The 21,555-nt window shown below is 50.7% G+C and carries 20 protein-coding genes; 5 read left to right on the forward strand and 15 right to left on the reverse strand.

The genetic code is table 11. From position 1 onward, the window contains the following. Positions 1-6: 6 nt before the first annotated feature. The 13 genes from DFQ01_RS17155 to DFQ01_RS17215 all read right to left on the reverse strand — a co-directional run bounded on the left by DFQ01_RS17155 (position 7) and on the right by DFQ01_RS17215 (position 13,774). A complete protein-coding gene (locus tag DFQ01_RS17155) occupies positions 7-1,374 on the reverse strand; it encodes an ABC transporter substrate-binding protein (RefSeq protein ID WP_110045117.1) in 1,368 nt (455 codons plus the stop codon). Next, the gene (locus DFQ01_RS17160; RefSeq protein WP_110045118.1) at positions 1,371-3,227 is read right to left on the reverse strand and encodes a sensor histidine kinase; all 1,857 of its coding nucleotides are present in this window, start codon (positions 3,225-3,227) and stop codon (positions 1,371-1,373) included. Before DFQ01_RS17160 ends, DFQ01_RS17155 begins: the two co-directional genes overlap by 4 nt. A gap of 21 nt (positions 3,228-3,248) precedes the next feature. After that, positions 3,249-4,862, reverse strand: a complete 1,614-nt coding sequence (locus tag DFQ01_RS17165) for a response regulator transcription factor (protein WP_110045119.1) — start codon at positions 4,860-4,862, stop codon at positions 3,249-3,251. A 360-nt stretch (positions 4,863-5,222) separates the two neighbouring features. Next, entirely contained in the window at positions 5,223-6,176 is a 954-nt protein-coding gene (locus DFQ01_RS17170) for a DUF4871 domain-containing protein (protein ID WP_110045120.1), read from the reverse strand. A gap of 3 nt (positions 6,177-6,179) precedes the next feature. Then, entirely contained in the window at positions 6,180-6,722 is a 543-nt protein-coding gene (locus tag DFQ01_RS17175) for an RNA polymerase sigma factor (protein WP_245946758.1), read from the reverse strand. Between the two features lie 176 nt (positions 6,723-6,898). Continuing rightward, positions 6,899-7,885, reverse strand: coding sequence for a phosphotransferase enzyme family protein (locus DFQ01_RS17180; protein ID WP_110045121.1), 987 nt, complete (start codon positions 7,883-7,885; stop codon positions 6,899-6,901). Between the two features lie 44 nt (positions 7,886-7,929). After that, positions 7,930-8,718, reverse strand: coding sequence for a creatininase family protein (locus DFQ01_RS17185; RefSeq protein ID WP_245946766.1), 789 nt, complete (start codon positions 8,716-8,718; stop codon positions 7,930-7,932). Between the two features lie 157 nt (positions 8,719-8,875). Continuing rightward, positions 8,876-10,513, reverse strand: a complete 1,638-nt coding sequence (locus DFQ01_RS17190) for a b(o/a)3-type cytochrome-c oxidase subunit 1 (RefSeq protein ID WP_110045123.1) — start codon at positions 10,511-10,513, stop codon at positions 8,876-8,878. A gap of 11 nt (positions 10,514-10,524) precedes the next feature. Next, positions 10,525-10,995, reverse strand: a complete 471-nt coding sequence (locus tag DFQ01_RS17195; protein ID WP_110045124.1) for a cytochrome c oxidase subunit II — start codon at positions 10,993-10,995, stop codon at positions 10,525-10,527. A gap of 16 nt (positions 10,996-11,011) precedes the next feature. After that, positions 11,012-11,185 carry a cytochrome c oxidase subunit 2A gene (locus tag DFQ01_RS17200; RefSeq protein ID WP_110045125.1) on the reverse strand — a complete coding sequence of 58 codons (174 nt, stop codon included), beginning with the start codon at positions 11,183-11,185 and terminating at the stop codon, positions 11,012-11,014. A gap of 994 nt (positions 11,186-12,179) precedes the next feature. After that, entirely contained in the window at positions 12,180-12,665 is a 486-nt protein-coding gene (locus DFQ01_RS17205; RefSeq protein WP_110045126.1) for a hemerythrin domain-containing protein, read from the reverse strand. 30 nt (positions 12,666-12,695) lie between these two features. Continuing rightward, positions 12,696-13,241 carry a DoxX family protein gene (locus tag DFQ01_RS17210; RefSeq protein WP_110045127.1) on the reverse strand — a complete coding sequence of 182 codons (546 nt, stop codon included), beginning with the start codon at positions 13,239-13,241 and terminating at the stop codon, positions 12,696-12,698. Positions 13,242-13,375: 134 nt separating this feature from the next. Next, a complete protein-coding gene (locus tag DFQ01_RS17215; protein WP_110045128.1) occupies positions 13,376-13,774 on the reverse strand; it encodes a cupredoxin domain-containing protein in 399 nt (132 codons plus the stop codon). A 253-nt stretch (positions 13,775-14,027) separates the two neighbouring features. Here DFQ01_RS17215 and DFQ01_RS17220 point away from each other — a divergent pair, with 253 nt between their 5' ends. Beyond that, complete coding sequence (locus tag DFQ01_RS17220; protein WP_245946759.1) at positions 14,028-14,780, forward strand: Crp/Fnr family transcriptional regulator; 753 nt, start codon at positions 14,028-14,030, stop codon at positions 14,778-14,780. 89 nt (positions 14,781-14,869) lie between these two features. Here the strand turns inward: DFQ01_RS17220 and DFQ01_RS31165 are convergent, their stop codons facing one another. Then, entirely contained in the window at positions 14,870-15,013 is a 144-nt protein-coding gene (locus DFQ01_RS31165; protein WP_174812594.1) for a hypothetical protein, read from the reverse strand. Between the two features lie 71 nt (positions 15,014-15,084). Continuing rightward, the gene (locus tag DFQ01_RS17225) at positions 15,085-15,531 is read right to left on the reverse strand and encodes a DoxX family protein (protein WP_110045129.1); all 447 of its coding nucleotides are present in this window, start codon (positions 15,529-15,531) and stop codon (positions 15,085-15,087) included. A gap of 278 nt (positions 15,532-15,809) precedes the next feature. Here DFQ01_RS17225 and DFQ01_RS17230 point away from each other — a divergent pair, with 278 nt between their 5' ends. Genes DFQ01_RS17230 through DFQ01_RS17245 form a run of 4 tightly spaced genes read left to right on the forward strand, consistent with a single transcriptional unit; the run spans position 15,810 to position 21,381 of the window. Continuing rightward, complete coding sequence (locus tag DFQ01_RS17230; RefSeq protein ID WP_110045130.1) at positions 15,810-17,288, forward strand: aspartate aminotransferase family protein; 1,479 nt, start codon at positions 15,810-15,812, stop codon at positions 17,286-17,288. Beyond that, a complete protein-coding gene (locus DFQ01_RS17235) occupies positions 17,285-18,487 on the forward strand; it encodes a class II aldolase/adducin family protein (protein ID WP_110045131.1) in 1,203 nt (400 codons plus the stop codon). The genes DFQ01_RS17230 and DFQ01_RS17235 overlap by 4 nt, the downstream gene beginning before the upstream one ends. Before the next feature lie 57 nt (positions 18,488-18,544). Then, positions 18,545-19,750, forward strand: a complete 1,206-nt coding sequence (locus DFQ01_RS17240; protein WP_110045132.1) for an MFS transporter — start codon at positions 18,545-18,547, stop codon at positions 19,748-19,750. Positions 19,751-19,773: 23 nt separating this feature from the next. Then, the gene (locus DFQ01_RS17245; protein ID WP_110045133.1) at positions 19,774-21,381 is read left to right on the forward strand and encodes a xylulokinase; all 1,608 of its coding nucleotides are present in this window, start codon (positions 19,774-19,776) and stop codon (positions 21,379-21,381) included. Positions 21,382-21,555: the final 174 nt, after the last annotated feature.

Below are 21,555 nucleotides of genomic sequence, written 5' to 3' on the forward strand. Positions count from 1 at the left end.
CATTTCCTATGGATAAGTTCCCTTAAACACTGCATTCACCTGTGACGCAATCTCTTCGAAAGCTTCCTTCACTGGTTTATTGCCAAGGAAAATATCGTCAATTGCAGGACTTAGAATCAAATTGATCTGCTCAATGTTGCGCAAATAGTAGTCGAACGAGTTTACGCCGTTCTCATACGTCTGCCGCATAACAGCGTCCTCGTAGCCGTCCGGATGACCAGGCTTGACCGTCGCCCATTTGGCAATGAGCTCCGGCTTCGTGTAATAGTCCTTGAGCAGCGGCATCCAGAGGCCGCTCGCATACATGTCAATGGCGTGCTCCGCATCGAGCAGCCATTTGTACAGCAGCCATGCTTCCTTCGGATGCTTGGATGTGGCTGACATGACGATTGGTTCACCGAACTGAATCGTCGTGCTCTTCTTCAGCTTGGGCAGAACACCTACTCCGAAATTTACTTTGGCCGCGGCTAGATCCAGTTGAATCCACTGGCCGTCAATGTTCATCGCAACCTTTTTGCTCTGAAGAGACAGCGTTGGCTCCGGTATATTTTTCGTCTCAATAGGTGAAGGCGCAACATGATGGACATAAATCAAATCGACCATCTTCTGCACCGCATCGATAACGGCCGGATCATCGAGATTCAAATGGCTGCCGTCTGCCGCAATCATGCTGGCATCGTTGGAAGGTACGAACAAATGCCACAAGTAGGTTGGAAGCCTTACGCCATATTGCTTGATATGTGCAGGATCGAAGTTGGCGCTTAGCGCGTTGTTGCCATTACGGTCAAACGTCAGCCGCTTGGCCGTCGTGACGAACTCGTCCCATGTCCATGCATCCTCCGCTTTGACTGGCGGCAGCGGGACGTTCGCTTCTTCGAACATGTCCTTGTTGTAATAGATCGCGAACGATTCCTCGGTTACTTTGACGCCGGCAATTTTGCCTTCATCCCAATACATGACGGCATTCGGAATAAGCGTCTGCTCATTCACCTCAGGATCAGCATCCATGAACTCCTTCAGGTTGTGCAGCTTGCCCTGCTCCGCCCATTGCAGCGCCGACTCCTTGTGCAGCAGGAATACGTCCGGTGCTTTGTTGCTCGCATACAGCGTCGTCAGCTTCGTCGCGTAATCGCCCGGGGCATAGATGCTGCTGACATGGATGTTCGGATATTGCTCCATAAACTTCGCAATCATCCGCTCTTGGGCAGCCCGTTCGTTCGCCGTTCCCCAGAACGCATAGGACAACTCGACTTTCGGCTGCCCTGTCGCTGAAGCGGGCTGACTTGCCGCAGCCTTCTCTGAACTACCTTCTGGCTGGCAGCCGGCAGCAAGCAGCAGGACGCTTAATAACAGCAGCAGCGGTCCCTTCTTCATGCGCTGGCCCCCTCCTTCATCATGCTCGTTTCTTGAAATGTTCCCATCTGAATAACAATTCGTGTCCCTTGTCCTTCTGTGGAATAGATATCGATACCGTAGCTGGCTCCATACAGCAGCTTAATCCTCTTCTCGACGTTCGCCATGCCTGTCGAGCGCACTTTGCCAGACCTAATGCCATCGATATGCTCTCTTGAAATCCCAACCCCATTGTCCTCAACGGAGAAAATGACGCGATCCTCGTCGATCCAGCCTTTGACCGCAATGATGCCGCCTTCCTCCATCTCAGCAAGCCCATGGATGATGGCATTCTCAACGAATGGCTGAAGGAACAGCTTCGGTACATTCATATTATGAAGTCGTTCATCCACCTCATAGGTGATGGTGAACAGATTCTCGAATCGAGAAGCCATTATATACATATACTTGTCCAGCCAGCCCAGATCGGTCTGCAGCGGCCATGTCTCGTCCTTATTGCGCGTTGTCGTCTGCAGCATCTCGGCAAGGCTAAGCATAATGCGGCTCATCTCAGTCTGATTGTTCTCCACGGCAATCCAATACAATGTCGTAAGCGTGTTATATAGAAAATGTGGGTTAAGCTGCAAATTGAGCGCCATCAGCTCCGCTTCTTTTTGCCGCAGCAGGGAAGCATAGTTCTCCTCAATGAGCGTCTGAATGCGTACATTCATCCCGTTAAAGGTTCGGACGAGCTCGCCAATCTCGTCATGTCCGCGTTCAGGTACATGAACCTGGAACTGACCGCGTTCCATCATCTTCATCGCTTTACGCAGTCGGATGATCGGCTTCGTAATCATAATCGACAGCAGATAAGCAAGAATAGCGGAAACGATCAGCATAATAGCAAGGAACACGATGGAATACGAACGTATCGCCTTCAGCTCCTGCAGCGCATCGGCAACCGGCACCTCAATATACGAGATCCAGCCCGTGCTCTCCATCTGACTGTAGCTGATCAGCATTTTCTGCCCGTTAATTACTTGCTGCATGCTGCCGCGCTTATTCACCGCCGCCGCATCGAACCATGAAGGCTTCCGCTCCGCGATTGGGTCGCCTGCAGAGCTGACGACGGAGTCGCCGTCCTTGTTCAGAATGCCGTAGGACAGATGCGTCAAGTTGCTCTTCTGCGCATATTCAGTGAACAATCTCCCGATGAATTCAGGTGTTAAGCTGACCATCAGCACGGGCCGTTTGATGCCTTGCGGCATGGTGCGGAAGATTCCCTTCTCATCGATAAAGGTCAAATTGAGTTCTTTCACGGCTGAGATGAGCCGATCGAACTCGAACGACAGATCGTTCATCCCCTCTTCTTGGAAGGTGTCTGCATACGAATACGTCGGAACCCAGGCCAAGTCGCCTTGGCTCTCAATGGAAGCTCGATACAGCTTGGAAGAAAAGAAATTATCCGGCGCAACGAACATCCGCACCGTGTTGCCGAACGTAAATTCAGGCGTAACGATGAAGGAAGAATAAATGTCGTCGCTGCCGAAATATTTGAACAAAATATTCGTGATCTTACGATCTGCAATAACGAGCGACTCGCTATCGTACGATTTCACATCAATAATGGCCTGGTACAGCTCATTGTCAATCGGGAGCACTTCGCTCTTGTCGCGAATGTCTCGCAGCTTCTCGTCCAGCAGCTGGTTGTTGTTCATCACAACATTGCCTAGACTCTCCTGCACGTTCCGCAGCATGTTGCTGGCGCTAATCTGATAGTAGGTGAAGCCGAGTATAATTATAATGAAGCTGACGAGTAAAAAATAAGATATAAACAGTTTAAGACGGAATTTGACATTACCTGTCCATTCCGTCATTTGTCTAAATATAGGCATCGGTCGGGTAGCCTCGATTCATCAAGATGAGAACATGCGGCGAAACTCGTCCGGCGGATAGAGATACAGCTTTTTGAACACCTTGTTGAAATATTTAATGTCCTTATAGCCAACCTGCTTGGCAATGTCCGAAACCTTCAAATCCGATTGCAGCAGCATGCTGCGCGCCTTCTGCATGCGGCTTTTGACGAGGAAATCCGTAAACGATTGGCCAAAATGATTTTTGAACAAGATGCTGAAATACGATGAGTTGTAATAAAACCGCTGTGCGACCGTTTCAAGCCCCAAATCCTCGTGCAAATTGTCCTCCAGGTACTCCTTACACTTCTGCATAATGAGCTCGCTTCGCGAAGACTTGTCCTTCTTCATCTGCACGATAATATCACTGAGCAGCTGAACGGCAATAACGACAGTCTCGCGCAGCGTATCCGCTTCCATGATCTCACGGTCGATCCGGTCCGCAATCTGACGATGCATCTCATCACCGATGACAAGCTCCGCCCGCTTCATACAGGTAAGCAGCAGCTGAATCGCACTGCATTTCATCCGGAAGGGTGTCGGGTAGCCTGCTGCAATCCGCTCCATCATGGCTCGAAGCGCGTCGCAAGCCTGCTCCAAACTTCCGGCAGTTACGGCTTCTTCTAGTGCTGTCGTGTCTTTGACCGCAATCATCGACGTTGGCGCCTGACGAAGCAGCTGCTCAAGTTCTTTCGCTGCAACCCACATGCCCTCTGGCGAGTAATAAAGATGCGCCAACGCGCTCTTCGCCGAATCGCAGCAATTGCGGATGTCGCGCTCCAAGCTCATCGTATCCAGGCCGATGCCTACACCAACTGAACGGTTATAGATGCCTTCAAGCTGCGAGAGTGAAGTACGCAGGCGCGCAAGTCCCGTTTGGCTCGATTCGTGGTCTTTCCATTCGATGACGGTATAGAGCCGTTCCCTCTCATGCTCAGGTGAAAGAACGAGCGTATTCGCATAAGGAGCTAGCGACTGCGTAATCGCGCGCTTCAGCATGCTTCTCCACTCGCGGTCGCTGTCCTTCGTACTGCCGGACTTCGTCTCCGCGATCAGAACCGTTCCATGCCCCGCGAATGTCGTATGACTGCGAAGCTCGATTTGTTCGGATACGGATAGCTCCTCTGTCATCCATTTATAGACGAGATGCTCAACATAAACAGGTTTCGTATGCGCCAGCTGATTCGTGAGGCTTTCCGCCTCTGTATGATGACTGATCTCTTTGGCGATCTGCTTTTCCAAGTCTTCTAATAGCGGCTGAAGATGATCCGTGCTCACTGGCTTCACAAGATAATCATTTGCGCCTAGCCGCAGCGCTTGCTGTGCTAAACCAAATTCGTGGAATACGCTTACAAAAATGACTTTGGTTCGTCGTTTCAACGAAATCGTGTTCAGCGACTCCAGAAATTCCATCCCATTCATGAGCGGCATCTGAATATCCGTGAACACGATATCCAATGCTCGGCTCTGCGTCATCTCCAGTGCTTCTTTGCCGTTCTTCGCTTCGTGAACGCGATAGTCCGGACGCAACGACCGCACCAATGCGGCCAAACCGCGCCGTTGCTTTGGTTCATCGTCAACGATCAACACTTCAAGTCCGCTTGTTGCTGCTGGCATGATGCGATCATCTCCTTCGACTGCTTGATCCGTTGAAAGAATCTACTCTTATTGTATGTTGAATCCATTTCATTGAAAATGCACAGAAGGGTGAAAATAATTGGAAAGGTCGACTGTTATTAGATCGTCATACCATCTATTAGCGGATGAAGACCAGACCGATACTCTATCTGCGCTGCATTCTATACATTCGTGTGAATAACACAACAAACGTCCGTCTCTACGAGAACAGTAGGTTTATTTTCGATGATCCTTTCGAAACATGCAATAGTATGATTTTTAGAAAATCGGACTTCCTTTATAAGAAAACGCCCCTTGGAAGGGGCGTTAGATTTATAGTGCTGATTGTTGCATCCATACTTATTTGGTTACTTCGACGACTATCGTATCTAGGAGTCTTCCTTTTACATAAGGAAGCAACCGCCAGCGCCCTGCCTCAGGCAGTTCCATTGTGGTGATGGTATGTCGGTCAGCACCATTCAATTCACCATCCAATGCATTCGCTGAGCTAATCGGATTGGAGGAATATACATCGATGATCTTGTCTGTACCTTGTTTTACTGCTTTAACCTCGAAAGGCCCGTTAAGAAGATCTTCGTCCCCCCAGAAATGCCACATATATTTCTGAGGTTTGTTAGCTGTGAACCCGGCATCAATGAATCCGACCTTTTGCTCTACGCCGCGCATCAGATAGGCTCCCGACCTGAATTCGGGCGAAACATCCCATGACGGCTCCTCTATTCGCAACTGCACGCTGCCATAAGGTCGATCATCCAATAACACCTGCAGCTCCCACATCCCCTCTAGCGGCAGCGCGAAGCTGACAGTATATCGTTCCAATCCCGAGTATCCTGAGCTGGGCTTCGTAATAACCTCACTAGACACCTCCTCCGCCGCTCCTGTCAATAGATGTACTGCACGGAGAGTTAATGTTCTGCCCATGAAGGTTTCTAACGGTTCTTCAAAATGAATCATATAGCCTGCAATTTCACCAGCTCTCGCATTCGGTTCTGGGTTTAAGGTAAATAATAGACGATCATTCTCATAATAAGAATTTTGTACCGCGGTCCCACTGTATCCTGTAGTTGTCGATTCACTCCATGGAAGAATCTCCACCTTACTGAGAAATAGCAGCCCAATACCAAGCGATGCAATGACCAACGGGACACATATGTTTCTTAACATTGGAATACTTCTTCTATTCTTCCTACCTGTACGCTGCAATACATTTTCCTTGAACCTCGCTGTGAACCGATTACTGGAAAAAGGCGCTTCTGCCATTTTGTGAGCCCAATCTGGTTTTTCCTCGCTCATACTCTACACCTCCTCACGAGATAGTATCCCGCTCATATATTTTTTAGCTCGATGTGATCTCGATTTAACCGTTCCTTCTGATACTTTCAACAGACTAGCGATTTCTTTATGCTTAAGACCATAATGATAATCAAGCACTAATACCTCTCTATATTTGCGAGGGAGCTGCATAACTGCATTCCAAACAGTTACGTTAGCGAGTCTGTCCATAACAACCTGTTCCGCAGCTGGTGCGGTTCCGCCCATCCATTTGTCGGTTAGTGTTACCTTACGGATGAAGGCGCTTTGCAAATAATGCAGCGCTTTGTTTCTCGTGATCGTTAATAACCAGCCTTTGACCGAGCTATTTCCTCGAAAATCGTACAATCCGTTATATGCGGCTATGAATACCTCTTGTGATATGTCGTCGGCAACATCAGATCGCTTCGTAATGAAATAGGCAAAGTTCCACACGTCATCCCCGAACGTATCCATTAATTCACGAAGCACGACACTCCGATCATAGCCATGCGCCAAATGCTTTAAGTAATCCCATTGTTCCGTCACAGCCTTCACCCCACTTAATAAGACCGAAGAATATACGTATTGGTTCCATATTTCAGGAAAATTACTTCATTGCATATACGGGTTAGATACGGGAGGGCCATCCATTACGGATGGTCCAATACAAAAACCGCCACTTGGCAGCAAGTGACGGCAGCATTAACTACTATGTGCTGTTTCTAAAATCCATCGATTACAGATATTCCTCTCGCAATGCGCATTGTGCTGTCCCGCAAGAAATCCCGTGTCCACTCATCCGGCTGACTTAAATCCCAGCTCCGATGCATGCCAATGACGACAATAATCTCACGAAGTCTCAGGAACAGCTCCAACTGCTCCCTCCAGCGGTCAGGCATATGAAGACCGGCAGCTGTGTATCCACGTTCGAAATGCACCATGAACTGTTCATACTGCTCCTTACGTTTGGACTTCGAGTCTTCCCCGAATACATACAATAGATAATAGAGCTGGATCGCGATGTCCTCGATATACCAGCTGTACTGGCATTCATCGAAATCGAAGAGCGTTATACCCGCAGCTTCATCAACCATGAAATTACCTACACTAATATCGCCATGTATTAGACCAAAGGTTTGTGCTGTAACCGACAAGCTAGACAATTCCGTTCGAATTGCTTCAAGAGCTTGAAGAGCTGGATGCTCTTGCGGCAAATAATCGTTAGCTCGCAGCAGGTATTCATTACTCTCCCATGTATGACGTTTAACCGAAGGCTCATACTGCATGGAAAGCTTATGAAGACGGCTCGTTATACGCCCGCATTGCTCATAAAGGGTGGGGTTATCGAGACATTCCGGATATCCGATTTTGCGACCGGGAGCGAATTGGAAGGAAGATACGTAGAAATTGATTGACTCTCCTTCTATTCGTTCAAAATCTAGTCCGGCAGCCGAAGAAATTGAATTGGCTACCGATAGTCCCTTGTCCGCTAGATAGCGGACCCAGTCGATCTCAGCGGCAAGTCCTTCTGGTGAGCGCAGCGTACCCGGCGTGAAGCGTAAAATATATTTTACACCTTCACGGATATAGGTATAGATGAAGTTCTGAAAGCCTCCAATGAAAGATAATTCACTAAAGCTGACACCAAACCGCGCTGCGCCAGCTGTTACATGCTCGTCCAATAGCAATTGCTTTATTTTAGGATCCATGTGCTCTCCTTGATCTCGTTGGATTCATTTCGTAAAGATTCAAGTCAAACTTCCGTTTTCCGACGATAGCCTTCCTCGAGGATTTGTTTAAGTCCCTCTGTTCTCTTCTTAATAAACACGCTCCAGAAAATCTCGCCTTTCTCGGCCAGCTCTTCCGGTGAATAGACGCCTTCCTCAAACCTCCCCCAGCAGCCATCCTCCGTCAGCTTGTCCCATCCCATATAATCGGCATAAAGACGATTGTCTGACGGGACCTCTGAGCCCATGGATTGCGTCTTGACTAAATCAGGACAAAGCCACATTGCCGTACACACGGATAACAATCCGCCGTGAATTTCGTTTAGTCCTGTTAATCCCGCCGCTGCTACCGCTTCTTCCCATGCAAGATGATTATGATGGTTTGCGGTAATTACGATAATTTCGGGGTATTTGTAATTGATGTGTTTAATGAATGCGCCTTCCCAATAAGAGCCTCCATGCCCGGTGCAGACCACAAACTTACGAAACCCTTGTCTGACTAAATTGCAAACAATGTCTTCTAACATTGCGGTTAGTATGTTCGGGCTTACGGTGACAGTACCTTTGAAATTGGCATGCTCCTCCGAAGTATTGAACGGAATGGCAGGCAGCACATAGGCATTTAATTCGCGTCCGTATGCAGTCGCATATAATTCAGCGATCAACGTATCTAGATGCATAGGCAAATACGGCCCAAATTGTTCCGTAGCACCAACGGATAGAATAGCCGTATCTATCCCGCTATCCCTAAGTTCTTTTGTTGTGTTTCTGTAGCTGAGTATACGAACACCCCTAACGGTCGTTTTCTGTACAATCTACCAAATTGTACTATATACCATCAATAAATCACTATATTATTCGATCGTTTACTTCCAAATCATTATAAATAAATGATTGAATGCGAGAGAAACTATGAAAGGACCATCCGTAATGGATGGCCCTCCCGCCTCTAACCTTATTCTTCTCTCTCTATCACCACGTCACATAACCCGGCGACTTGACCGTCGTCTGGAACATATCGATCAGCGGCAGCGTGTATGCGAACAGAATGAGGACAACTGCAATGCCGACCCACAGCCCCCAGCGCTCCAAGTAGCGTGGCGTCTCCTCCGCTCCTTCCGCCGTTTCGCCGATTGGATACTCCGTCTCGCCTTTCGGACCACGCATCAGATTGTACACGATGTAAGCCAGAATCAGCAGACCGATGAACAAAATCATACCGCCGATCGCCATTGCCACATGGTATGGCATCCACAGAATCGCATCCGGATGATCATCGTATGTCGTGTAAGCTGTACGTCTTGGATCGCCCAGCAGGCCAACCGTATGCATGGAGCCGGACATGAAGAACATCCCGATGCACCAGCAGATCGTCTGCGCAATGCCCAGTCGGTTCATTCTCGCTGTCAGCACGCGGCCTGTAATATGCGGAATAAGCCAATACGTAATGCCGAAAAACGTAAGTGCGACGCTGGTTGCAACTGTAAGGTGGAAGTGGCCTGTAACCCACAATGTATTATGGACGACTGCATTCATCTGGTTACTTGCGTTAATGATCCCGCCCGCTCCGGCCGGGATGAATACGAGCATGCCCATGAATGGCGCGAAGAAGCGAGCATCCTTCCACGGCAGCATTTTGAACCAACCGAACAGGCCTTTTGCACCTTTGGAACGACCATACAGCTCGAATGTAGCGAACAACGAGAAAGCCGTCATAAGCGATGGAATAATAACCATGAAGGTCAATACGACCTGCGTGTATTTCCAGAAGCCGCTAATGCCGGGCTCCATCAGCTGATGGTGGAAGCCAACTGGTATTGAGAACAGCAGGAACAAAATGAACGACATTCTCGCAAGCGAGTCGCTGAAGATTTTGCCTCCGATGATCTTCGGAATGATGACATACCAGCAAATGTACGCCGGCAGCAACCAGAAGTATACGAGCGGATGGCCAAAATACCAGAACAACGTGCGGCTTAGGACAACGTTGACCGTATCCACCCAACCGAACGACCACGGAATGAGCTGAACGACGACTTCAACGGCAACGCCGATCGTTGCGATTTGCCACAGCAGCATCGTTACGACTGACATATAGGCGAACAGCGGCGATACTTTGCCTTTATTCGTTTTGCGCCACGTCATGTACTGACGGAATATACCGAAGCCGCTCAGCCAGCTGCCCACAACGACAAGCGCCAGCGCGATGTAGAACCAAGGGGATGCTTTCATCGGTGCGTAGAATGTGTAGAGCACCGTTGCTTTGCCGAGCAGGATGACGATAACGCCGATTACCGTACCGACCGACATCGTCCAGTAGCCGATCCATCCGAGCTTACGGGCTGACGGAAGCAGCTTGCCGCCCAGCGTATGCGACACGCCGGAATACAAGAAACCGATAATGAAGTAGGTTGTAAAAATAAGCGCCATCAGCACGCCGTGTGCCGTCAGCAGCTCGTAATACCCGATGTTCGCAGGCAAGGTGATCATCCCGCTTCGCACCGTTCCCTGCAGCATACCCGCAACGCCGCCAAGCAGCAGCGCGACGAATGCGAACAGGATGTGCGCGAGCACCAGCTTGCCATCCCTTCGATCAAAAGGTTGTTTCATTCATACTCCTCCTACTTGACGACAATGGTAGTCTTCATATATTCATGGCCTGTACCGCAGTACTCGTTACACAGCACGAGGTATTCACCCGGCTTATCGAACTTGTGGCTAATATGGCTGACTTCGCCAGGCTCGATCATCATGTTAACGTTCGTGCCGACAATCTCGAAGCCATGAACAACATCCGAGCTCGTCACTGTAAAATCAATCGTAGCCCCCACCGGTACTTCCAGTGTTTGCGGCTCATAGCCGAATGCGTAGGCGATCATAACCGCTTCATATCGGTTGTCGCCCGTCTGCTTCAGGCCTGGGTTGTCGAACGGGGCCGTACTCGTCACCTGCGTCGGATCAATCGTATGGTGATGCTCACTCGGTGGTGACATGCCCATACCGAACGCTGTCGCGCCGATAACGACTAAAAATAGTGCGAGCATGGATATGCCGATGCTCAGCCAAATCTTTTCCAGACGATGAACATGCATGCGATACACTCCTTCTCTAATTTCGAGCGATGAATAGTAAGAATACCCCGATCCAGCTGATGGCAATGAATGCCCCTAGGATTAAGACGGAGACGAATGTGCCAGATAATCCTCCCGGCTCTCTCTTTTCCAGCTCCGCCTTGCTTAGCGCCCCCGCTTTGTGCTTCTCTTGAGGTCGGATTTCAGTCATGCGATAACCTCCTGTTTGGTTCGGATACTTTCATTGTAGGGCTGCGAGCCTTTGTACACTGTGCGAAACGTCACATGAGTTAAAATTAGGGGCTTCGCCCCTTATGACCCCTTGAGTTCTACCCACCCAAACCCTCGGGACCCAACCCACCCTAACCCTCGGGACCCTACCCACCCAAACCCTCCCTGCTAGGGAGGGCCCCAAGGGCGCTGCCCTCTGGACACCCGAAGGACTGGTCTAGATACGCAGGAGCGTCTGCCCGCTTTCGTCCCTGTGGGACACGCTCCCATATGATCTTGTTTGGCTCTATGGACACTTCTGGTGCATACGTGTTCGGTGTTCGGTGTTCTGCCTCATGCGTGCGTATACTCGCTTTCGTCCCTGCGGGACACGCTTAACTTTCTACCGATGCCCCTTGTTATAGCTCTAACGGACATCACGAGCGCTATTGGTCGTTTCTTACAGATAATTTACGCTAACGGACCACGGGAGCGCTATTTGGCTATTTTTGAGTAGAATTCGCTCGTTTGACCTTCAATAGTGTCATCTGGGTCCGTTAGGACTGAGGATTAGGCGATTGCAGCGCATTAGCGTCATCTCAGTCCGTTACAATCCACTTCCCCATAGCAATTGAAAGGCCGCCTCCAAAGTCTGGTTACAACTTTCGGGGCGGCTTTATGGTTCGACCTATAGCGTTCGCTCGCATGCTGAGCTCTAACGGACATCACGAGCGCTATTGGTCGTTTCTCCCAGATAATTTACGCTAACGGACCACGGGAGCGCTATTTGGCTATTTTTGAGTAGAATTCGCTCGTTTGACCTTCAATAGTGTCATCTGGGTCCGTTAGGACTGAGGATTAGGCGATTGCAGCGCATTAGCGTCATCTCAGTCCGTTACAATCCACGCACACGCACACGCACACGCGCACGCCCGCACGCGCCTCCCACCTTCCCCAAGCTAGCGGCGGCATGCATCAGCAGCAGCCTAATCACCTCACAGCCCGTTGTAGTCAATCTCCTCCATAAGCTTCTCGGTTACGGGGACGATGTTCTCGTCTTCTACGCGGAAGTGTTCGGTTACGATCATAAGCACCTGCTGGAGCAGACGAAGCCCTTCTTCCGAAGCGGCTCCATCTGCGGTTACTTGCAGGTAGGATTCGTAGAACTGAATCGCGATCAAGCCATCCTGCTCCAGTACGGCGACGGGACCGATCCCGCCGCCGCATATGGCAGATTTGGCCAGTGGGAAGATCGTCTGCCGTTCGCAATGCAAATGCTTTTGCCAGTCCTGCATGAACGAGACGAACAGTTCCCTTACTTCGCGGTGGTGGTCATCCCAGGCAGCGTAATTGTAATTACCCGGATGCCAATTGATTAGCATGCACAGCTCCCTTAATCGGACGGATAGCGCCTGGTGCTCTTCCTTCCATTGATCATAGGTGAGGTACAGGTCGAGCAGCGGGGAATTCGTTCGCTCCATCAGGTATCGTCCTCCTTAAGGTGCTTCCCATTATTTCAGAACAATTCTGCCCGTGCCGACTTCTTCTACTTCTTTACGATCACGATGCGTCAGTTTCGCCCAATATTTGCCGATGAGCGGCAGCAGATATGCATCAAGTCCGAAGCGTCCTGCGTTCGTACCAGCCGTGAAGACGATGAATCCAATGACGATCAGCCAAGGGTTCGTGCTTACCGTACCTGCCAGAAGGAACAACGTATTGAGCATGATGCCGAAAAATCCAGCAATCAATGTCAGACCACCAACGATGAGTCCAAGTCCAATCAGAAACTCGCCAAGCGGGATCATAATGTTAATGAGCTTCACATTCGGCAGTGCAAAATGCTCAATGAAATACGTGTAGTTCGGATAGAGCAGTTCACCTGTCGTTTTGTCCGCCAACGGTGTTTTGACCGCGTTATTCAGGAAGCCCGAAGCATCGAATCCACCCGTCAGCTTGTGCCAGCCCGGCTCCAGCCATTTCCACCCCAGATAGATTCTAATCAATGTAACGATAGCTGCAGCCCACACATTTTGTTTGTACCATTTCATAGCCATAATCGGCATCTCCTCTCGAATATCCCATTCTATTTTATTGTGAAAAAAATCACGTACTACCCTTTGAAAAAGCGCCCGCCTCGGAAGCTGCTCCTTCCATCTAGTAGACGGGCGATTTCGGCGATCCGCTGATCTTATTGAACGATCAGTTTACCCGTCATCTTCGCATGGCCGCCACCGCACATGATCGAGCAATGGAACTCGAACTCGCCTGCTTTGTCCGCCACGAACGTTACCGTCTGGTCGCCTTTAATTTCTTGATCGTAGCCCGACAGCTCGATTCCGTGATTGCCCTGGCTGTTCTTCAGCGTGATTGTCACAGTGTCGCCCTTGTTGACTTTAATTTCAGGCTGATCGAACTCAAAGTTCTTCGCTTCAATCGTAATTGCCTTCGTTGCCCCTGTTCCTTCGGACACCGCAGTGGAAGTGGTTGCTGCTGTGGAATCTTTCGTATCTTTGTCGCCGCCCCCGCAGCCAGTCATCGTCAATGCAATCGTGAGCACGATGCCCAGAGTCACTACCCATTTATTCATTGTGGAGTCCTCCTTCGTTTCGGTTACAGGTCCATCATAATCCGTTCCATCGGTTTATTATGTGATTTCTATCACATATTTAGGGATTACACAATTTTGACAAATTTCGATCGACTCCCCTATGCCTAAGTGTGATTTTCATCACGAAAATAGTGGTAATTCTTATCCCTTAATCAGGAAGTTCCCCGATTACGAATCCGTGCCGCTGCCTTACAATTTAAGTATCAGCTATATAAAAGGGGTGCCGATCGTTATGAATAAACTAGCGATTAATTATAAACAACCTATCGTAGAACGGACAGAAAGTCCTCTTCGCATGGATCGCTTCTTCACGAAGGAGCAGTTCACTCGTCTGGAAGAGCTCATGTATCCGAGACGGGCTGAGGCTGGCAGCTATCTATTCTGGGAAGGCGAGCCAACAGGCAAGCTCTACTATATACATTCGGGCAAAGTGAAGCTTCGCAAGTCGACGGAGGAAGGCAAAGATTTCATTCTATCGATTCTGCAGGCAGGCGATATCGTATTCGAGCCGGAGGACGGCATGCGGACCGTTCATAGCTTCAGTGCGGAAGTAATGGAAGAGGCGGAGCTGGGAGTTATCCAATGGAGCGACCTTGAGATTCTACTCTATCGGCACGGTGATTTGGCAGTCCGTTTCTTGAACTGGGTCGGGCTCATGCACCGTGTAACCGATTCGAAATTCCGTGATTTGCTGCTGTTCGGCAAGCCTGGCGCACTCGCTTCGACGCTCATCCGTTTGACCAATACGTATGGCGCTCCTTGTGCAGACGGCATTCTTATTACGCTCAAGCTAACGAACACGGAGCTGGCTGATTTCATCGGCACGACACGCGAAAGCGTGAACCGGATGCTCAATGCCCTTAAGGACGAAGGCACGATCGACATTCGCAAAGGCCGGATTGTCGTCCTCAAGCTGAACGCCCTTCGGCAAATTTGCAAGTGCCCGGATTGCCCTGCATGCCCGAAGGAAGTATGCCGGATCTGATACCGCATATATTCGTCTACGAAAAAAAGGCTATCCAGCGCCGCAGCCGTTACCGGTCTGTTCATCGCTGAGATAGCCTTGTTTATTTGCTACAGCAATGCCGTCTGTGTGTTCAGCTTCTCCGCCGTCTGGTCAGCAATTTCCTTCACGAGCGACGTGATGCCCTTCATCTGATCGAGCGATTGCTTGAGATCGCCTACGAAGTCGTTCATCCGCTTCATGCTGTCGGACACATTGCCTCACGCCCATATAAAAGCCAGCCGCCGAATCCATCGGCCGCTGGCATAATTACAGCACCATTCCATTAGTTGAACAATGGGGACGCCAGCACAACAACAGTCAGGAATATAATCTGAATGAGCGTCCTTACCGGCAGCGATGGTACGGGCCTGCCGCTGAGCGTAAGCTTGTGACGAGCCGCGTATATATTCGCCGGGAACATCGCGATGAGCAGCAGCACAAGGCCAATCGATGCGTAGAGCGAAAGTGCTGGGATCATAATCCCAATCGCGCCAGCGATTTCGAGATAGCCAGTAATCGACACGATCCGACCAGGCTGCGGAAAAGCTGGCGGCACCATCCGCACCAGGTCTTTGCGCTTCGCTCCCCAATGGGCGGAAGCCGTCAACAGCAGCATAATCGCAACGGCCGCCTGCAGTGTGGTATGCCACTCATCAAAATACGAAGCGCCAAGCAGACCGATCACACGAAACAACGCCCACGACACGATCAACGCAATTAACGGTATCAATGCGCTCCCCTCCTTCACGCTGATGCCTCCATCATACAAACGTAAGGAGCGGAATATGTCCGTTTCCGTTCTTTATCTGCAATCTAGCAGAATACGACATTGTTCGATATAATCGTAATGATTTGGTATATATTTGGAGTTTACCCGTTAGACAAACGTGTATAGACCTCGAATAATCCCTCATATTCTATTTCATAGAGGGAACGAATGGAATCCAGACAGGGCAAGCAACCGTTCATGCAAGAAATGCCACAATAAGACACTAAACGGAGGTATGTATGGACCGGACATTTTCGATTTCGCAATACCCTGATGTAAAGGCTGTGACCAGCCAGCTGGACCGATTGATTCAATTGCCGATCTATTCCATTAAGCCTGAAGTATTGAAGCGTTATGAACAGGAGTATTTCGCGGCAAAATGCACAAAGTCCAAAGAAATGATCGACGAAGCGGTCGGCATCATTCCCGGCGGTGTTCAGCACAACCTAGCCTTCAACCATCCGTTCCCATTAGTGTTCACCAAAGCTGAAGGCGCTTACTTGTACGATATTGACGGCAATCGCTACTATGATTTCCTGCAGGCTGGCGGCCCTACGGTACTTGGCAGCAATCCGATTGAAGTTCGTGAGAAAGTCATCGAGCTGTTGAATGACTGCGGTCCATCAACAGGTCTGTTCCATGAATACGAATATAAGCTCGGCCGCAAAATCGCAGACAGCATCGAGTCCGTCGACATGTTCCGTATGCTCGGATCAGGGACCGAAGCATGCATGGCCGCAATTCGCGTCGCGCGGCTCGCAACGAAGCACAAGAACATCATTAAGATGGGCGGCGCCTATCATGGCTGGAGTGACCAGCTTGCCTACGGCATCCGCATCCCAGGCTCCAAGTGGACGCAGGCGCATGGCGTTCCACGGTATGTTTTCAAGCATACGCAGGAATTTTTCCCGAATGACTTGAACGATCTGGAGCGGAAGCTCCGCTTCAACAAGCTGCGCGGCGGTACGGCTGCCGTTATGATCGAGCCAGTTGGTCCTGAGAGCGGCACGCGGCTTGTCGATTATGAATTCAACAAAGGGGTCGAACAGCTGTGCCGAAAGTACGGCGCATTGCTCATTTTCGACGAGGTAGTTACTGCATTCCGTATCGGGATGTCTGGTGCACAGGGCTATTACGGGGTTTCCCCTGACCTGACCGTATTCGGTAAGGTGGTTGCTGGCGGTTACCCAGCAGCCGGCGGACTTGGCGGCAAGAAAGAATATATGAAGTATCTAGGTGCAGGCATCGGTGGAGGCGGCAAAAAAGCGATGGTCGGCGGAACGATGGCGGCGAACCCGCTAAGCTGCGTAGCTGGCTACTATACGTTGTGCGAGATTGAACGTACAGGTGCGATTCAGAAGTCCGGCCGAATGGCCGATCGTCTCACCGCTGGGTTACAACAACTCATCGCCAAATACAACCTGCCATTCGTCGCATTCAACCAAGGCTCCATCTGCCACTTGGAGACGGTTGGCACGATGCATTTCGCCATCGATTGGATGAAGCCATGGCAAATTCCACATGTACTGAAGGAAACGTCCAAGCGCAAGCGCGAAATGGAACACATGGGCGCGGCTTATATGGCGGAAGGCATCGTCACGCTGGCGGGCAGCCGGATGTACACGAGCGGTGCGTATACGGAAGAAATGATTGATGATGCGCTCGTCCGGTTCGATCGTGTATTTGCCAATGTGGCAGAATTGCAGGCACACCAATGAGCCGCAGCAGCTTCGATATCGAGGAAGCGAAACAGCGCGTCGTTGCGGCGGGTATCCGACTCGTCGACAGCGGATTGATCGCTCGTACTTGGGGCAATGTGAGCCATCGCATCAGTCATGAACAATTCGTTATTACACCGAGCGGACGGGACTATCGCTCCCTTACACCCGATGATATCGTAACGGTGCAGATTGCGGACGGCGCTTACAGCGGCAGCATTAAGCCTTCGTCGGAGCGCGGCGCGCATGCAGCAGTCTATCGACAGTTCCCAGACGTTAACTTCGTCATTCATACGCACCAGACAGAGGCCTCGGTCATCAGCGCAAGCGGATTTAATTCCGTTGTCCTTGCTGAGGGGCCGCTCGCTGGCGAAGTGCTCTGCGGCGCTTATGCGCTGCCGAGCACGAAGAAGCTGGCGCGGAACATCGCTTCTTCTCTTGCGAATACAACCAGTCGTGCCGTCATTATGAAAAATCACGGTGCGATCTGCTACGGCGTCAACGATGAAGAAGCGTTCAACGTCGCTCTGGCGTTAGAGAGCGGCTGCCAACGTTTCTTGGCCGATGTCTATCGTCAACTAAGCGGTGATACACACGCTGAACCAGCAGCTATTAGTCAATTCGTGCTTGCGGGCGATATGCGTCAGGACGCAATGAGTCGCGGGGATGGGCCGTTTTACAACAGCCGCCGTATCGAAAACGGCTTCGTACTCAGTCAGGAGTCTCCGCGTGAGGAAATAATGATTCGGTTTGACGAGCGAAACAGCTGCGCGCCGGAAGAAGCTCAGCTTCACGAAGCGATCTATCAGAAGCATAAGCACGTTCAGTACGTGACATGGAACCGCAGCCCGGAAGTCGTGGCGTTCTCGCAGACGAACCTGAAGCTGAAGCCGCTGCTGGACGATTTTGCCCAATTAATCGGTACTTCCGCACGTGTGTCGGATGCTGATCCTGCTGCAGTCGTTGCTGCCTTAGGCCGCTCCTCTGCTGTATTCATTCGCGGGCGAGGCGCGCTATGCTGCGGCAGCACGCAAGAGGATGCTGCGGCAGTCAGTATGGTGCTGGATAAAAACTGTAAAGCGCATATCGGCGCAAGCCTTCTCGGGACCGTGAAGCCGATTCATTATTGGGAAAGCTTGCTCATGCGTTTCGTCTATCTCAAGCAATATTCTAAGCAAGCCACTAAACCTTCCCGTTGAAAGGCGGCGTTTCGAATACGAAGAGATTCCTTCTACCGATGGATCATTCTTTTGGCGATGGTGCCTATTATTATTTCGACCGAGACGATGTGGCTGTCCTTCGCTCCAATTGCTAGTCAAGCCGAAGCCTACTATGGCGTAAGCAGTCTAGCAATAACGTGGAGCTCGCTAAGCTATATGCTTATGTTCATTCTATTCTCACTTCCCGCTTCATGGGTCATCGATCGGTGGGGATACCGCCCTTCCCTCATCATCGGCGCTGTACTTACAGCGGTGTTCGGGCTGCTGCGAGCGATATTCGCGGAGCATTGGACACTCGTGCTCATCATGCAGTTCATTATCGCGATTGGTCAGCCGTTCCTGTTGAACATTACGACCAAAGCTGCAGCCAACTGGTTCCCGATGTCCGAGCGGTCAACCGCAGCAGGCATTCTGACGATGGCCCAATATCTCGGATTCGTCGTACCGATGGTCGTAGCGCCTATCGTCGCTGAGAGCTCCGGTATTCCTGATATGCTCATGGTGTTCGCCATCATCGGCATCGTCTCGGCAGTTATTGCTATTGCCTTCACGAAGGAAAAGCCGTTATCCGCTATCTCTGATGAAACGCCACCTCGGGAGGCTGTACGGCTCGAATCGATCAAGTCGCTTGTAGCAAACCGTCATTATTCGCTTATTCTGTTCGTCAGCTTTGTTTCCATTGGCATCTTCAATACCCTGCTTACGCTGCTCGAGACGATTCTTGGTCCACGTGGGTTTACATCGGAACAATCCGGTATCGTTGGTGCCGTGTTCATCGTTGCGGGTATTATCGGTGCCGTCGTACTGCCGCTCTTATCCGATAAAAAACAGATTCGCGTTCCATTCTTCATCGGTGCGATTGCGATCCTCCTCCCTGCGCTCATTGGTCTGACCTATGGGAAAGAGCTGGCATGGGTCGCTATTATTGCAGGCATCGCGGGCTTCGCCATTATGGGCGTTGCACCGATTTTGTTCCAGCACGGCTCCGAGGCTGCTTACCCGATTCCAGAGGGAACCTCGCTCGGGATGATTCTCCTCATGGGTCAAGTATCGGGAGCCGTGTTCGTCTATCTTTTTCAGCTGCTCGTTGATTCATCGGGATCGATCGTACCGCCGATGTTGATTTTCGCAGGAATGACCGCCATACTGCTGCCGCTCACCTTCCGCATGAAAGCTAGTGTGAGACAGTCAGCTGCTAACACGACCAATCAAACTCCGCTCGATCCTGGCTCGAGCCGATGAAGGCAGGTGCAGACTAACAAGCGATGAGCCATTATGTCATTACGTATGATGTTGGAACCTCCGGCGTCAAAACATGTGTGTATGCGATCGATGAATCGATCAAGCTTGTCGCGAGTTCGATGGAAGGATATAAGCTGACAATCCTCGAAGGCGGCGGCGCCGAGCAAGAACCGATGGATTGGTGGCACGCCATGCGCCGAACGACGAGACAGCTGCTGCAATCGCATGATATAGCGGCCGAGCAAATACAGGGGCTTTCATTTTGCGCACAAATGCAAGGGTTAGTTCTAGTGGATCAGCACGGTGAACCGCTTCGCCGTGCGATGAGTTATATGGACAGCCGCGCGGTGCGCGAGCATCGGGAAGGACTTGTTCACGGGCTGCGCGTCAGCGGGATGAACCTTCGCAAGCTGGCCCAGTCTCTCATCATTACACGTGCCGTCCCCGCCAGCGTCAAAGATCCGGTCTGGAAATACAAGTGGGTGCAACGCAACGAACCGGCCCTATTCGAACGAGTGTATAAGTGGCTCGATGTGAAGGAGTTTCTGCTCCATCGGTGCACAGGCGAGTTCGTCATGACGGAAGACAGCGCCTATGCGACGCTGCTGTACGATCCTCGTGAAGGCCGTAAACAGTTCAGTGCGCGACTGTGCAAGCTGTTTGGTGTTGCGGTTGAGCACATGCCGAAGGTCGTGCCGTCTACAGCGCAGGTCGGGAAGCTGACAAGCGAGGCTGCAGAGGCGCTTGGGCTTCGTGAAGGAACGCCTGTGTTCGGCGGCGGCGGCGACGCGGCACTGATCGGGGTTGGAGCGGGAGCCGTTGCACAAGGCGACACCCATATTTATCTCGGCACATCCGGGTGGGTATCGACAGTCGTTGGCAAGCAAATTCTCGACGCGAAGCATATGATTGCCTCCATCGTCGGAGCGAACACGACCGGCTTCCACTACTTCAGTGAGCTGGAGACGGCCGGCAAGTGTCTGGAGTGGGTGAAGAATCATCTAGCACTTGATGAGATTGGCGTTTATTTAGAAAAGAAACAGATCTCCGACTCGCAGGAGTCGATTCATCGGAGCCTGTATGATTACATGATGCACGCAATCAAGGATGTGCCTGCCGGCAGCAACGGCGTCCTATTTGCTCCTTGGCTGCACGGCAACCGTTCTCCGTTTGAGGATCCGAATGCGCGCGGTCTGTTTTTCAATATCGGCATTGATACGGGCAAAACCGAGATGATCCACGCCGTGCTCGAAGGCATCTGTTATCATCTCCGTTGGCAGCTGGAAGCCCAGGACCTGAAGGTCAAGACATCCTCTGCCATCCGGTTGGTCGGCGGCGGTGCGCTTGCTCCGCTCACCTGTCAGATGCTTGCTGATGTGCTTGGGCGCGAGATTGAGACGGTCGACAGTCCACAAAATGCCGGCGCGATCGGCGCTGCCGTTGTCATCGCAGTTGGTCTTGGCTGCATCGCAAGCTTAGATGAGGCGAAGCAGCTGATCAAGGTGAAGGCTCGTTACACGCCTAATCTAGCGAACAAGGCCGTGTATGATCATGATTTCGTGGTGTTCAAGACGCTGTATCGGAACAATAAGAAAGCATTCAGCATGCTGAATGCGCAGCGGAATGCTTAATGATGCGTATGCTTGTTATGATGATCTAACAAATGCAGCCCCTACGTCCTTGATGGACGTTGGGGCTGTTTTATTTTAAATTTCGATTTATATGTAATATTACATGACATAATTGTCGTTATTAATATATAATACCTATAATATCGATCTTATGTTAGGTAAAATAACACCTTT

It is taken from the genome of Paenibacillus cellulosilyticus (assembly GCF_003182255.1).
Lineage (GTDB): Bacteria > Bacillota > Bacilli > Paenibacillales > Paenibacillaceae > Paenibacillus_T > Paenibacillus_T cellulosilyticus.

What these genes read in the sequence shown, in the direction of transcription:
- DFQ01_RS17155 (WP_110045117.1), bottom strand. Translation starts at nt 1,374, where the DNA reads ATGAAGAAGGGACCGCTGCTGCTGTTATTAAGCGTCCTGCTGCTTGCT.
- DFQ01_RS17160 (WP_110045118.1), bottom strand. Translation starts at nt 3,227, where the DNA reads ATGCCTATATTTAGACAAATGACGGAATGGACAGGTAATGTCAAATTC.
- DFQ01_RS17165 (WP_110045119.1), bottom strand. Translation starts at nt 4,862, where the DNA reads ATGCCAGCAGCAACAAGCGGACTTGAAGTGTTGATCGTTGACGATGAA.
- DFQ01_RS17170 (WP_110045120.1), bottom strand. Translation starts at nt 6,176, where the DNA reads ATGAGCGAGGAAAAACCAGATTGGGCTCACAAAATGGCAGAAGCGCCT.
- DFQ01_RS17180 (WP_110045121.1), bottom strand. Translation starts at nt 7,885, where the DNA reads ATGGATCCTAAAATAAAGCAATTGCTATTGGACGAGCATGTAACAGCT.
- DFQ01_RS17190 (WP_110045123.1), bottom strand. Translation starts at nt 10,513, where the DNA reads ATGAAACAACCTTTTGATCGAAGGGATGGCAAGCTGGTGCTCGCGCAC.
- DFQ01_RS17195 (WP_110045124.1), bottom strand. Translation starts at nt 10,995, where the DNA reads ATGCATGTTCATCGTCTGGAAAAGATTTGGCTGAGCATCGGCATATCC.
- DFQ01_RS17200 (WP_110045125.1), bottom strand. Translation starts at nt 11,185, where the DNA reads ATGACTGAAATCCGACCTCAAGAGAAGCACAAAGCGGGGGCGCTAAGC.
- DFQ01_RS17205 (WP_110045126.1), bottom strand. Translation starts at nt 12,665, where the DNA reads ATGGAGCGAACGAATTCCCCGCTGCTCGACCTGTACCTCACCTATGAT.
- DFQ01_RS17210 (WP_110045127.1), bottom strand. Translation starts at nt 13,241, where the DNA reads ATGGCTATGAAATGGTACAAACAAAATGTGTGGGCTGCAGCTATCGTT.
- DFQ01_RS17215 (WP_110045128.1), bottom strand. Translation starts at nt 13,774, where the DNA reads ATGAATAAATGGGTAGTGACTCTGGGCATCGTGCTCACGATTGCATTG.
- DFQ01_RS17220 (WP_245946759.1), top strand. Translation starts at nt 14,028, where the DNA reads ATGAATAAACTAGCGATTAATTATAAACAACCTATCGTAGAACGGACA.
- DFQ01_RS17230 (WP_110045130.1), top strand. Translation starts at nt 15,810, where the DNA reads ATGGACCGGACATTTTCGATTTCGCAATACCCTGATGTAAAGGCTGTG.
- DFQ01_RS17235 (WP_110045131.1), top strand. Translation starts at nt 17,285, where the DNA reads ATGAGCCGCAGCAGCTTCGATATCGAGGAAGCGAAACAGCGCGTCGTT.
- DFQ01_RS17240 (WP_110045132.1), top strand. Translation starts at nt 18,545, where the DNA reads ATGGTGCCTATTATTATTTCGACCGAGACGATGTGGCTGTCCTTCGCT.
- DFQ01_RS17245 (WP_110045133.1), top strand. Translation starts at nt 19,774, where the DNA reads ATGAGCCATTATGTCATTACGTATGATGTTGGAACCTCCGGCGTCAAA.